The organism is Burkholderia puraquae (genome assembly GCF_002099195.1).
GTDB classification, from domain to species: domain Bacteria; phylum Pseudomonadota; class Gammaproteobacteria; order Burkholderiales; family Burkholderiaceae; genus Burkholderia; species Burkholderia puraquae.
Map to the genome: position 1 here is coordinate 75,605 of NZ_NBYX01000006.1, position 13,994 is coordinate 89,598.

The 13,994-nt window shown below is 59.5% G+C and carries 10 protein-coding genes; all 10 read left to right on the forward strand.

What is annotated here, in order from left to right; genetic code table 11:
- Positions 1-7 precede the first annotated feature (7 nt).
- Positions 8-901: a glucose-1-phosphate thymidylyltransferase RfbA gene (rfbA, locus tag B7G54_RS14030; RefSeq protein ID WP_085039614.1), complete on the forward strand. Its 894-nt coding sequence runs from the start codon at positions 8-10 to the stop codon at positions 899-901.
- Positions 886-1,437: a dTDP-4-dehydrorhamnose 3,5-epimerase gene (rfbC, locus tag B7G54_RS14035; RefSeq protein WP_085039615.1), complete on the forward strand. Its 552-nt coding sequence runs from the start codon at positions 886-888 to the stop codon at positions 1,435-1,437. Before rfbA ends, rfbC begins: the two co-directional genes overlap by 16 nt.
- Positions 1,430-2,329, forward strand: a complete 900-nt coding sequence (gene rfbD / locus B7G54_RS14040; protein WP_085039616.1) for a dTDP-4-dehydrorhamnose reductase — start codon at positions 1,430-1,432, stop codon at positions 2,327-2,329. Before rfbC ends, rfbD begins: the two co-directional genes overlap by 8 nt.
- A gap of 1 nt (position 2,330) precedes the next feature.
- Positions 2,331-3,230, forward strand: a complete 900-nt coding sequence (locus tag B7G54_RS14045) for a glycosyltransferase family 2 protein (protein ID WP_425266482.1) — start codon at positions 2,331-2,333, stop codon at positions 3,228-3,230.
- 60 nt (positions 3,231-3,290) lie between these two features.
- Positions 3,291-4,073 (forward strand): ABC transporter permease, encoded by a 783-nt coding sequence (locus B7G54_RS14050; protein WP_085039618.1) that lies wholly within the window; start codon positions 3,291-3,293, stop codon positions 4,071-4,073.
- Positions 4,074-4,083: 10 nt separating this feature from the next.
- A complete protein-coding gene (locus B7G54_RS14055) occupies positions 4,084-4,833 on the forward strand; it encodes an ABC transporter ATP-binding protein (protein ID WP_085039619.1) in 750 nt (249 codons plus the stop codon).
- 17 nt (positions 4,834-4,850) lie between these two features.
- Complete coding sequence (locus B7G54_RS14060) at positions 4,851-6,728, forward strand: glycosyltransferase family 2 protein (protein ID WP_085039620.1); 1,878 nt, start codon at positions 4,851-4,853, stop codon at positions 6,726-6,728.
- An 83-nt stretch (positions 6,729-6,811) separates the two neighbouring features.
- Positions 6,812-8,245, forward strand: a complete 1,434-nt coding sequence (locus B7G54_RS14065) for a mannose-1-phosphate guanylyltransferase/mannose-6-phosphate isomerase (protein WP_085039621.1) — start codon at positions 6,812-6,814, stop codon at positions 8,243-8,245.
- Between the two features lie 145 nt (positions 8,246-8,390).
- Positions 8,391-11,654, forward strand: coding sequence for a class I SAM-dependent methyltransferase (locus tag B7G54_RS14070; protein WP_085039622.1), 3,264 nt, complete (start codon positions 8,391-8,393; stop codon positions 11,652-11,654).
- Entirely contained in the window at positions 11,651-13,948 is a 2,298-nt protein-coding gene (locus B7G54_RS14075; RefSeq protein WP_085039624.1) for a glycosyltransferase family 2 protein, read from the forward strand. The genes B7G54_RS14070 and B7G54_RS14075 overlap by 4 nt, the downstream gene beginning before the upstream one ends.
- Positions 13,949-13,994: the final 46 nt, after the last annotated feature.

Below are 13,994 nucleotides of genomic sequence, written 5' to 3' on the forward strand. Positions count from 1 at the left end.
GGAAGCGATGGCACGCAAAGGCATCATTCTCGCCGGTGGTTCCGGTACGCGGCTGTATCCGATCACGCACGTCGTATCGAAGCAGCTCCTGCCGGTGTACGACAAGCCGATGATCTATTACCCGCTGTCGACGCTGATGATCGCGGGTATTCGCGACGTGTTGATCATCTCGACGCCGCAGGACACGCCTCGCTTCGAGTCGATGCTCGGCGACGGCAGCCAGTGGGGGATGAACATCCAGTACGCGGTACAACCGTCGCCCGACGGTCTCGCGCAGGCGTTCATCATCGGCAAGGAGTTCGTCGGCAACGATCCGTCGGCGCTGATTCTCGGCGACAACATCTTCTACGGGCATGACCTCGCGAAGCAGCTCGAACGCGCGCATGCGCAGGAAACCGGTGCGACCGTGTTCGCGTATCACGTGCACGATCCGGAGCGTTACGGCGTCGTTGAATTCGACAAGGCGTTCCGCGCGCTGTCGATCGAGGAGAAGCCGACGAAGCCGCGTTCGAACTATGCGGTGACCGGCCTGTACTTCTATGACAACCGCGTCTGCGATATCGCGGCCGACATCAAGCCGTCGCCGCGCGGCGAGCTGGAAATCACCGACGTCAACTCGCGCTATCTCGACAGCGGCGCGCTGAACGTCGAGATCATGGGGCGCGGCTATGCGTGGCTCGATACCGGCACGCACGATTCGCTGATCGAGGCAGCCAGTTTCATCGCGACGCTGCAGAAGCGGCAGGGTCTCGTGGTCGCGTGTCCGGAAGAAATCGCATATCGCCGCAACTGGATCGACGCGGAGCAAGTGCTGAAGCTTGCACAGCCGCTCGCGAAGAATGCATACGGTCAGTACCTCAAGAACATTCTTACGGATCAAGTCGCATGGCCATCCAAGTAACGGCAACGGCGCTGCCCGAAGTCAAGATCATTGAGCCGAAGGTATTCGGCGACGCGCGCGGGTTCTTCTACGAGAGCTTCAACGGCAAGGAATTCGCCGAGCAGGTCGCCCCCGGTGTCGAATTCGTTCAGGACAACCACTCGCGCTCGTCGAAGGGTGTGCTGCGCGGGCTGCACTATCAGATCCAGCACGCGCAGGGCAAGCTCGTTCGTGTGGTCGAGGGCGAAGTGTTCGACGTCGCTGTCGACATTCGCAAGGATTCGCCGAACTTCGGCAAGTGGGTGGGGGTCATCCTGTCGAACGACAACCATCGGCAGCTTTGGGTACCACCCGGTTTCGCACATGGTTTCGTCGTGTTGTCGGAGGCCGCGCAATTCCTCTACAAGACGACCGACTACTGGTTTCCGGAACACGAGCGCAGCATCGTGTGGAACGACCCGGAGATCGGGATCGAGTGGCCGATCGATTTCGAGCCGCTGCTTGCGGCGAAGGATGCGGCAGGGAAGCGGTTGAGCGAAGCAGAAGTCTATGCGTGAGGTGGGTGTGACTCCTGAACCGACGATCCTCGTGACGGGCGTGAACGGGCAGGTCGGATTCGAGCTGCTGCGTTCGCTGCAAGGCCTCGGCCGCGTGGTGGCGTGCGATCGTTCGATGCTCGATCTGTCCGACCTCGATCGGGTGCGCAGCGTCGTGCGCGAACTGAAACCGTCGATCATCGTGAATCCGGCCGCCTACACGGCGGTCGACAAGGCCGAGGCGGATGTCGATGGTGCGCGCCGCCTGAATGCCGACGTGCCGCGTGCCTTTGCGGAGGAGGCGGCGCGCCTCGGCGCAGCGCTGATTCATTACTCGACCGACTACGTGTACGACGGTACCAAAGAGGGTGCCTATGTCGAGACGGACGCCACCAATCCGCAGAATGTGTACGGGCTGACCAAGCTCGAAGGCGAGCAGGCCATCGCGGCGACGGGGTGTGCGCACCTGATTCTGCGGACGAGCTGGGTGTACGGCCGGCGTGGCAAGAACTTCCTGCTGACGATGCTGAAGCTTGGCAGCGAGCGTCCGGAGCTGCGCGTCGTCGCGGATCAGGTCGGCGCGCCGACGTGGTCGAAGACGATCGCCACCGCGACCGCGCATATCGTTGCGCAGGGACTGGCGGCCGATAGCGCGGACTGGTGGGCGCAGCGTTCCGGCGTTTATCACCTGACGTCGGCCGGCGCGACATCGTGGCACGGTTTTGCCGAAGCCATTTTTGCGAATGCGATGGGTGAACGTGCGCCGAAGGTCGTGCCGATTCCGGCAAGCGATTACCCGGTACCCGCCAAGCGTCCGTCCAATTCGCGACTGTCGCACGACAAACTGACCGAAGTATTCGGGTTGCGGTTGCCGGACTGGGCCGATGCGCTGAAGCTGTGCCTGAGTGAGTAACTTGAATCAGACATCCGCGAATCAGGAGCGGGCTGGTGTCGTGATCGTGTTCTACCGGCCGGATAGCGGTTGTGTGGCTCGTGCGAACCGGCTCGCCACGGTGTGTCCGTGCGTGGTGATCGACAACACGGAGAGCGTGTCCACGCCGGAGGCGCTCGGGCTGGATACACGGGTTGACTATGTCGCCAACGGCGCGAACCTCGGTATCGCGACGGCGCTCAACCAGGGGGTCGAGCGCCTGATCGAGGCAGGCTGTACGTCGGCATTGCTGTTCGATCAGGATAGCGAACCGTCCGGCGAATTGCTGGTTGAACTACCCCGGACGCTGGCGGCCGAGCGCACGCGCAATCATCGCGTGGCGCTGGTCGGGCCCGCATACGAGGATGCGCGGCTGGGCGGGGTCGCGCCGTTCGTTCGCTTCGGCTACTTGAAATTGCACCGCGTTCAGCCCGACGGCGTAAAACCGATCGCCGTCGATTTCCTGATTACATCGGGATCGTGCGTGAATCTCGAGACCTGGCGCGACATCGGTCCGATGGACGACTCGCTGTTCATCGACTTCGTCGATCTCGAATGGTGCGTCCGTGCACGTTCGAAAGGCTATTCGGTACTCGGGGCGCCTGCGTTGCGATTGACGCACGAACTCGGCGGCGAGCCGGTGAAGGTGTTCGGCCGAAGCTACCCGGGGCACAGCGCGGTTCGGCATTATTATCTGTTCCGCAACGCGATCGCACTGATCCGGCGTTCCTACGTGCCGTGGAGCTGGAAGTCGACCGAACTGGTCAAGATGCCGTTTCGGCTGGCGATCTACGTATTGTTCATGCAGCCACGAATGGCGCACCTGCGACTTTCGCTTCTTGGAATCTGGCACGGGTTGTCCGGGCGCTCGGGGGAGCTGTAATCCATCGATTACGGCGGATTCCAGGATCTGTCGTCTAACTATTTAATATTGAAGAATCGCATGCTCACTGTCGCAATCTCAGACCTTAAACAAAGCATCGTGTCCTGGCGGTTATGGACACTGCTCGGCTGGCTGGAAATCCGGCAGCGCTATGCGCGCTCGCGGGTCGGTCCGTTCTGGCTGACGATCAGCATGGGCGTCATGATCGGGTCGTTGGGCGTCGTCTACGGTACGCTCTTCGGTCAGGACATGCATGCGTACCTGCCGTTTCTGGCAGCGAGTCTTGTGATGTGGGGGCTGCTTTCGCAGACGATTCAGGACGGTAGTGTTGCCTATATCAACAGCGCGTCATACATCAGGCAAATGGCGACGCCAAAGCTGATCTACATGCTGCAGGTGGTGTGGCGAAACCTGATCGTGATGACTCACAACGCCGTGATCATCGTCGTGCTCCTGGTAGTGTTCGGGGTGAAAAGCTGGGAAACCCTGCCGTTATTTATTCCCGGCCTGCTGCTATACATCCTGAACATTCTTTGGATTGCGATGACGGTCGGCTTGCTGTCCGCACGCTTTCGCGATCTTCCCCAGATCATCTCGGCATTGCTGCAGGTTGCGTTCTACGTGACGCCGATCATCTTTCGTCCCAACGCATTGAATCGCTATACCTTCATCGTCGAGTGGAATCCGCTCGCCTATCTGATCGATGTCGTACGCGGTCCGCTGATCGGGCAGGCGCCGAGTGCGCTGACGTGGGGGGTGACGGCCGGCATGGCCGCAGTAGGCTGGATTGTCGCGTTGTGGCTGACCGGTCGTTATGTGAAACGTATCCCGTACTGGGTTTGAGGAGCACATCGTGGCCTATATCGATTTGAAGAACGTAACGCTCGATTTGCCGATCTATGACGTGCAGGGACGCTCGCTGAAGAAGCAGGTCATGCGCATGGGGCGGCGCAATCGCATTGCCGAGGGCAGCGACGGCGTGATCGTCGTGCGCGCGCTTGACGACGTCAACGTCCGTTTCGAGCGTGGCGATCGCATTGGACTGATCGGACACAACGGCGCGGGAAAGTCGACGTTGTTGCGTGTGATGGCGGGCATCTACCCGCCGACAGCCGGTACCGTGTCGCGCAGCGGCAAGGCCGTACCGTTGCTGGATATCAGTCTCGGCATGGATGAAAACTCCACCGGTATGCAAAATATTCGTCTAAGGGGGCTGCTACTCGGGATGTCCGACGCCGAGATCCGGAAGAAGCAGCAGGATATCGCGGAGTTCTGCGAGCTCGGCGACTATCTCGATTTGCCGATTCGTACCTATTCGAGTGGTATGCGGGTTCGACTTGCATTCGCCGTGTCTACCGCGGTTGATGCTGAGATCCTGTTGCTCGACGAAGTGATGGGTGTCGGCGACGCGTCGTTTATGCACAAGGCGGAAGCGCGTTTGGCGGATCTGCATAGTCGCGCCGAGATCGTCGTCCTGGCGATGCATTCGAACAGCGAAATCCGCAAGGTCTGCAACAAGGCGCTGTGGATGGAGCGGGGCCGGGTTCGTGCATTCGGTCCGGCAGATGAGGTCGTGTCGCAGTACGAGGCGGCAGTAGCCTGAGTCTCTCCGTTATCCAGATGACATTGTCAAAAGTCAGTTCGCTCGTAGGCCGGATCACCGGGGGAAGGAACCTTGGCGCCATGTTGCGCCAGGGCTATGCCGTCTATCGCCGTGAAGGGTTCGGCGGGGTCAAGCGCAAGCTCACGTGGATGATGGCCGGGGCGCCTGGCGCGATCGATCCCGAGGATTATGCTAACTGGATAAGTCGTCATGACCGGATCGACGACGCCATGCGCGCGGCGATTGGGCGTCGTATTGGCGAGTTTGCAAAGGCACCGCTGATTTCGGTCGTGATGCCGGTCTACAACCCCCGTCCAGAATGGCTGGCGGAAGCGATTGAATCGGTGCGCGGGCAGATCTATCCGCATTGGGAACTGTGCATCGCCGACGATCGCTCACCGGATCCGGCAATTCGTCCGCTGCTCGAGCGCTATGCCGCACTGGACTCGCGGATCAAGGTGGTGTTCCGTGAAACGAACGGCCATATTTCCGCGGCGTCGAACAGCGCGCTCGGTCTGGTAACTGGGGAGTGGGTTGCATTGCTGGATCACGACGACCTTCTGCCGGAGCACGCGCTCTACTGCGTGGCGGATACGATCGAGCAAAACCCGTCCATCCGTCTGATTTATTCGGACGAGGACAAGATCGACGAAGGTGGCAAACGTCGGGATCCGTACTTCAAATGTCAGTGGAACCCGGATCTGTTCCATTCGCAGAACATGTTCAGCCATCTCGGCGTCTACCAGAAGGCATTGCTGGACGAGGTCGACGGGTTTCGCATCGGCTACGAAGGGTCGCAGGACTACGATCTCGCGCTGCGTTGCATCGAGCGTGTCGACGCGAATGCCATTCATCATATTCCGCGCGTGCTGTATCACTGGCGTATTCATTCGACCAGCACGTCGAGCGGTGTGGAAGCCAAGCCCTATGCGGCGGTGGTCGGCGAAAAGTCCATCAACGAGCATTTCGGCAGGCTGAATGTTGCAGCGCATGCCGAATACATCGGATATGGCTATCGTGTCCGGTACGCGCTGCCGGTGCAGTTGCCGCTCATTACGCTGATCATTCCGACACGTAATGCAGTGCATCTGATGCGCCAATGCATCGGCAGCATCCTCGAGCGCACGACTTACGAAAATTACGAAATCCTGATTGTTGACAACGGCTCCGATGACCCGGAAGCGTTGCATTATTTCGAATCCCTCGTCGAGAACCCTAAAATTCGGGTCTTGAGGGACGATCGACCGTTCAATTATTCGGCGCTGAACAACGCCGCGGTTGCGTCTGCCGGCGGCGAGTTCGTCTGTTTGCTCAACAACGACGTCGAAGTCATTTCTCCGGACTGGCTGTCCAGCATGGCTGGCCTGGCGCTGCAGCCCGGAGTGGGGGCGGTCAGCGCAAAATTGTTGTATCCAAACGATACCGTGCAACATGCGGGTCTCGTGTTGGGAATCCTCGGCGTCGCCGGCAACGCGCACAAGCACGTTCCACGGACGACGCGCGGGTACTTCGGGCGTGCCGGTCTCGTCAGTGGATTCTCGGCGGTGACGGCTGCCTGCCTGCTGGTACGCACGTCGATTTACCAGGCGGTAGGGGGGCTGGACGAGAATAATCTGGCCGTGGCCTACAACGATGTCGATTTCTGCTTGCGCGTTCGCGAGGCAGGCTACCGGAACGTATGGACGCCGTTTGCCGAGTTGTATCACCACGAATCCGCGACACGCGGTCCGGAAACCGATCCCGCCAACCAGCAGCGCTTTCAGCGCGAAACCACACATATGACGCAGCGTTGGGGCAAGATGTTGCGGGATGATCCTTGCTATAGCCCCAACCTGACCCTCGATCGTGAGGATTTCAGTCTTGCCTGGCCTCCTCGGGTGGCTCCGCTCGCTTAGGCTTGCGGAAACCGGTGGCAATGGTGCACGAAGTGAACTGTCGATCAGGTCATTGACGAGGCACCGGAGAGAATGGAGTTGACGTGAACATCTATCCTGTCATTTTGTGCGGGGGTAGCGGCACCCGCTTGTGGCCTATGTCGCGCGGCGGATATCCCAAGCAGTACTTGAGGCTGACGGGGGAGTACACACTCGTCCAGCAAACGGTCCGGCGGCTGGCCGGTATTGCGGGCGTGGTCGAGCCGATTGTCATCGCAAACCAGGATCAACGCTTTCTGGTCGCAGACCAGTTGCAGGGCATCGGTGTCGAACCGGAGGCCATCGTCCTCGAGCCGGCAAAGCGCAATACGGCGCCGGCGGTTGCCGCGGCCGCGTTGATTGCTGTCGAGCGTTCGCCGGATGCGGTGCTGATGGTTTTGCCGTCGGACCACGTCATCCTCGACACCGACATGTTTTCGAATCTGGCGTCGACTGCAGCGGATATCACGCGAGAAGGTTATCTCGTGACTTTCGGTATCGAGCCGACGAGCCCTCATACCGGCTACGGTTATATCCGCAGCGGCACGGCGCTGGACGGATTCGACGGAGCGTGCCGCGTCGACGGATTCACAGAGAAGCCCGATGCAGAAACGGCGGGACGCTTCCTGGACCAGGGTGGGTACTACTGGAACAGCGGCATGTTCATGCTCAAGGCATCAGCCTATCTGGACGATCTGGCCCGTTATGCGCCGGCGGTGCGGGCAAACATCGAGCAAGCGGTTGCACAAGCTCGGCGCGATGAGGACTTCATACGACTGGACGCGCAAGCGTTTGCCTTGTGTCCCGACATCTCCATTGATTATGCCGTGATGGAAAAAACCGACCGCGCGGCAATGGTTATTGCGTCGGGTATGGGCTGGAGCGATATTGGCTCGTGGTCCGCGCTCGCCGACATTACCAAGAAAGACGCGGACGGCAATGCGTTGTCGGGCGATGTGATCGCGGAAGATGTGACGGACAGCTATATCCGTGCTGACCACCGGATGGTAGCCGCCATCGGGTTGAAGGACACGATCGTCGTTGAAACGGCGGATGCGGTACTCGTTGCTCATCGGAGCGAGACCGAGCGCGTGAAGACGATTGTCGAGCGACTGAACGCGTCGGGGCGACATGAATCGGTAACGCATCGCAAGGTTGTGCGCCCATGGGGTACCTATGAAAGCATCGATCAAGGCGAGCGTTTCCAGGTGAAGCGGATCATCGTGAACCCGGGCTCGTCGCTCAGCCTGCAGATGCATCATCATCGCGCCGAACACTGGATTGTCGTGCGCGGCACGGCGCGAGTGACGAACGGCGGGCGCGAATTGCTGCTGACGGAGAATCAGTCGACCTATATCCCGCTCGGTGCGAAGCATCGGCTGGAGAACCCGGGAAAGATCCCGCTCGAACTGATCGAGGTTCAGTCGGGAGCTTATTTGAGCGAGGATGACATCGTGCGCTTTGAAGACAATTACGGGCGAGACATCAAGCCTGTATAAGCGCGCATGCTGCGTCGCGGCGGCCGCTCCGCGGCACGACGGAGCATGGCAAGACTTGAGCTATAGCAGTGTGCATTGCGTTCATCTGAACACAGGAACGATTGCTGGCGGGGGCGGCACGGTCGTCTGACTACGAAGGAATCAAGTGAAAAATACAACTAGTCAATATTCGCTCCCGGAGATCGTCGAAGCCCTTGGCATCGACGGTGAGCTGTTCTGGGAGCCGCGCCGGCTCGTCTCTCCCGGCGCGTGGGCAGGGCACATCGCGACTGCATTCTGGCTTGTGAAAGCGATACAGCCGCGCGTGTTGGTGGAATTGGGTACCCACAGCGGTAACTCATACTCGGCTTTCTGCCAGGCAGTTTCGCAGTACGGATTATCGACTCGCTGTTTTGCCGTCGATACGTGGCAAGGCGACGAGCATGCTGGCCATTACGACGAGGATGTCTTCGAGAGCATTTCGACGTTCAACGATCTGAACTATGCGGGTTTTTCGAAGCTGCTCAGAATGACGTTCGACGAAGCGAGGGGCTACTTCCCGAGCCATCCCCAGGGAGAGATCGATCTGCTTCATATCGACGGGTTGCACACCTACGAGGCAGTCAAGCATGATTTCGATACATGGTCCGACGCACTCTCGGATCGAGCGGTTGTCCTGTTCCACGATATCAACGTCCGCGAGCGCGGATTCGGCGTGTGGCAGCTCTGGCAGGAACTGTCTGCGAAATACCCTTCGTTCGAATTCGATAATTCCGAGGGACTCGGCTTGCTGTGCACAGGCGCCGAGAGTGCGCCGCTGATTGCCAAACTGATCGAGTTGGGTGACGATCCGGCGGCCGCGTCGACGATTCGTGCGATGTTCGCGGCGCGCGGCGAAGCATTTCGTCGCCAGGTTCAGGTAATCGATCTCGACAGGCATGCCCGTAACCTGAGCAGTGAGATCGCGCGCCTGTCGCATGACGGACAGGCAGCCAAGGCGTGGTTCGACGAACGTGTCGTTGCGCTTGAGGCAGATCTGGCACAAGCACGCGAAGAGCAATCGTCTCGGGCGGCAAGCAAAGCAGAATGCGAGCGCCTTTCATCCGAGGTCGAGCGGCTGGAAGCAAAGCTTGCGCAGCAGCGCAGCGCGCACGAAGGGCAACTGCACAGCCTGATGGAGAGTGAACTGCGCGAGCGCGATCAAATCATTCAATCATTCCAGAGTTCCACGTCCTGGCGCGTGACGGCACCGATGCGAGCCGTGATTTCACGACTTCGCGGTGCAGGAGCGGTGAGCCCGCTCGTGCGTTCGTCCACCGGTGTTTCCGGCTCCGGCGGATCGTCGATGAAGGCATCGCGCGCTTCCGATGCCGGCCAGGGGGGCGATGCAAAGACGGCGATGCGTGCGGGATTCAAGGTCCGATTCGACGCATTTCTGACCTCGAGTGGCATGCTGCGTTTCAAGCAGCATGCCGAACCCGACGTCAGTATCCTGCTGATCTTGTATAACAGCGTCGAGTTGAGCTATGCATGCCTGGCATCGATAGCTGAGGTCCTGGGGAGCAGCGAGATCAGGGCGGAAGTGATCATCCTGGATAATGCATCGACCGATGCGACTTCACGGCTTCTTGATCGGATCGAGGGCGCGGCGATCATCCGCAGCAACGAGAATTTGCATTTCCTGAGAGGCACCAACCGGGCTGCGAAGGAGGCGCGCGGAAAGTATCTGCTGTTCCTTAACAACGATGCACTCCTGATGCCTGGCTCCTTGGAGGCAGCGGTGGCACTTTGCGAGGCGGAAGGCGATGTCGGGGCAGTTGGAGGTCGAATCATTCTGCCGGACGGATCATTGCAGGAGGCCGGATCCGTAGTCTGGCAAAACGGTGCATGCACGGGCTACGGCCGAGGTGCCGCACCTGATGGGGCGGAATACATGTTCCGCCGCGATGTCGACTATTGCTCGGGAGCGTTCCTGTTGACTCCGCGGCAATTGTTCGAATGCCTCAATGCGTTCGACGAACGCTATGCGCCAGCCTATTACGAGGAAACGGACTATTGTCTGCGGCTATGGGAGTCGGGGCGCCGCGTGGTGTTCGATCCGGACGTCGTCATCCTGCATTATGAATTTGGTAGTGCGTCGACCAGTGACCAAGCATTGCAATTGCAGCAAAGAAACCATGCACTTTTCCGCGAGCGGCACGCGGACTGGCTTCGGGAGCAGCGCGAGGTGGCGCTGGACAAGATCCTGTGGGCGCGAGCAGTGCGCAGTAGCCGGAAAAGACTCCTCTTTATTGAAGATCGTGTCCCGCATGAAAACCTGGGCGCCGGTTACCCGCGCGCACTCGAGCTTCTGTGCGCACTGGAAACGGCAGGATCGGACATCACGCTCTTCCCGATGTTTCGCCACGAAGAGAGCTGGTCGGCAATCCGGCGCACGGTGCCAGCTTCCGTTGAAGTGATGCGCGACTATTCTGCGCGAGAGCTTCCTCAGTTCCTGAAGGAGCGTGCAGGCTACTACGACGCGATCGTGGTTTGTCGTCCGCACAACATGAAAGCGTTCCTCGGGGCGACCAACGAAGGCAAGTCACCCTGGGTGAGCAACGCGACCATCATTTACGACGCGGAATCGCTGTTTTCGTCGCGCGTACTGTTGGAGCGCAAACTGTCTGGCGAGACAGTGTCGTCAGACGAAGCACGCAAGCTAATTGCAGACGAAATTGCGCTGACCCGTCCGGCCAAGGCGATTATTTCCGTTTCCGAAGCCGAGAAGCGTCAATTCGAATCGCATGGCGTGGGCCCCGTCTACGTGCTCGGCCATGCGATCGAGCCGACGCCGACACCGCGTGCGTTCGCGCAACGTGCCGACTTCCTGTTCGTCGGCGGAATTCACGACGATAAATCACCCAATGCCGATTCCCTGCGCTGGTTCGTCACGCAAATCTGGCCGAGGGTTCTCGAGAAACTGGGTGCCGATCTTAAGCTCCACATCGTCGGCTACAACCGGGCAGCCAGTGTTTTCGCATTGAAGGATCGATCGGTGCATCTTGTCGGCCGAGTCGATGAACTCGAACCATGGTATGACGCTGCGCGGGTCGTCATTGCCCCGACTCGAATCGCCGCAGGCATCCCGCTAAAGGCGCATAGTGCGGCATCGTATGGTGTTCCAATGGTGACCACCCGATTGATTGCCGAACAACTCGGATGGGAGTCCGGTGTACATCTGCTGGCAGAGGATGATGCCGATGCGTATGCCGACGCGTGCGTACGGTTGTACAGCGACGAGGCGTTGTGGAATGCGGTGCGGGCGAACGCGCTTAAGCGTGTCGCCGTCGATTGTTCGATGCAGCGTTTCGATCTGACGGTCAGCGACCTGTTTGCCCAGATTCCCGGTAGCGATAGTCCGTCCCGCAACTCGTCAACTCAAAAATGACTCACATGATCGAGCCGACACTCAAACCGGCGCATGATTTGACGCCTGACGGGCCGTGGTGGGTTGCCACCGAGTCGGATCCGTATTTTCTGCTTGATTTCGGCAGCGCTCGAATCTCGGCGGGGTGGAACCTCGTCACGCTCGAGGTCGAAGTCGAGAGCGGCGTTATTGCGCCGACGTTCTATTTCGATGCCGGCACCGGCTTTTCACCGGAGCTTGCGCAGGCGTTACCTGCATCGTCGTTGTCGGCGCCGGGTGCGATGATCGTATTTCCGGCGAATGTACGGGCGATTCGCCTCGATCCGATGAGTTGCCCCGGACGTTTCAGGATCAAGCGGTTCTCGATTCAACCCATGTCAAGGCTTTCGCTGGCGTGGCGGCGCATGAAGCCGGTGATCCGCGTGCTGCGCGACAAGCCCGCGTTGGTTTTCCCGTATGCCATGCAAGCTATGCGGCTAATCAAGGCGCGTGGCGTCGTTGGCGCGCTGCGGCATGCCCTCAGGGATCGCACGATCGATACCTTGGCGGGCCAGTCGGGAAACGAGTACGGTGATTGGGTGGCACGTTACGATACGTTGTCGCAGGATGACGAATCCGGTATCGCCGCTCATATCCAGCGCCTAGCGTATCGTCCGCTCATTTCTGTACTGGTTCCCCTCTACGACACACCCGAGCCGTTCCTGATCCGATGTATCGAGTCGGTCCGTGAGCAACTCTACGATCACTGGGAGCTGTGCCTCGTCGACGATGCGTCGCCGCAACCGCACGTGCAGCGGATTTGCGAACGATATGCAGCTCAGGATTCGAGAATCCGATATTTGCGTCGCGAGACGAACGGACATATTGCCGAAGCCACCAATTCGGCGTTGTCGCTTGCGACAGGCGAGTTCAGCGCGCTGCTCGATCATGATGACGAGCTAGCCGCGCACGCCTTGTATATGGTAGCGGTGGAACTGAACAAGCAGCCCGATCTCGACATGCTCTACTCGGATGAAGACAAGATCGACGAGCAGGGCAAGCGCTACGAGCCGTGGTTCAAGTCGGACTGGAACTACGATCTGATGCTGTCGCAGAACGCGGTGGTGCATCTGGCGGTATATCGCACGTCGATACTGCGGGAGATTGGCGGTTTCCGGAGTGCGTTCAACGGTAGCCAGGATTACGACGTGACACTTCGCTTCAGCGAGCAAACGACGCCGGAGCGCATCAGGCATATTCCGTTCATTCTTTACCACTGGCGGGCAATCAGTGGTTCTGTCGCGCTCGCCACGACCGAGAAGCTGTATCCGTATGAGGCGGCGGAGCGTGCGATTCGCGAGCATCTCGAGCGAACCGGCCGGAGCGCGACGGTGAAACGTCAGCCGCATCTTGGCTACTACCAGGTTACATGGCCGGTTCCTGCGCCTGAGCCGAAGGTTGCGATCATCATTCCGACGAAGGACAAGGTAGAACTGCTGCGTGTTGCCGTCGACTCGATTCTCGAAAAAACGACCTACGAGAACTATGAAATCGTCATCGTGAACAATCGCAGTGTGGAAGCGAGCACGATGGAGTATTTCGCGCAGGCGCGGCAATCGCCGAAGGTGCGTTTGCTCGACTACGATAAGCCGTACAGCTTTGCCGCGCTGAATAATTGGGCAGTGACCCGGACGGATGCGCCGTTGCTGGCTTTCGTGAACAACGATATTGAAGTGATCGAGCCGAACTGGTTGCGGGAAATGGTCGGGCACGCGTTGCGCCCCGAAGTTGGATCCGTTGGTGCCAAGTTGCTTTATCCGAACGGGACGATCCAACACAGTGGCGTTGTCGTGGGTATCGGCGGCCTTGCGGGGCATCCGCATGTCGGAGAGCCAGGCGAAACGTTCGGCTATTTCGGTCGTGCCGCGTGTACTCAGCGGTACTCGGCCGTAACGGCTGCGTGCGTGGTGATGCGTCGCGAAGTCTTTCTCGAAGTCTCGGGTTTTGACGAGGTCAATTTCGCGGTGGCCTTCAATGACGTGGATCTTGGCATGCGTCTGGGACAGGCGGGTTACGCGAATGTATGGACGCCGCGTGCACTGCTTTTCCATCACGAATCGGCGAGCCTCGGACTGCCGACAAACGAAGATCGCCGCCGGCAGTTCCTTGAGGAGTGCGACAACTTTCGCAGAATCTGGGCGGATGTCATCAGGAACGATCCGTTCTATAACCCGAATCTGACCATAAGCGGTGGTGATTTCCGTCCTAATTTCCCGCCGCGCGTGCGCAAGCCGTGGGTCGATGAGAATGACCGGCACGAGAGTGTGGCGGCGTAGTCCCCGGCATGACAAGCGCATGTGGTTGGCGCATGGTCATGTCGGG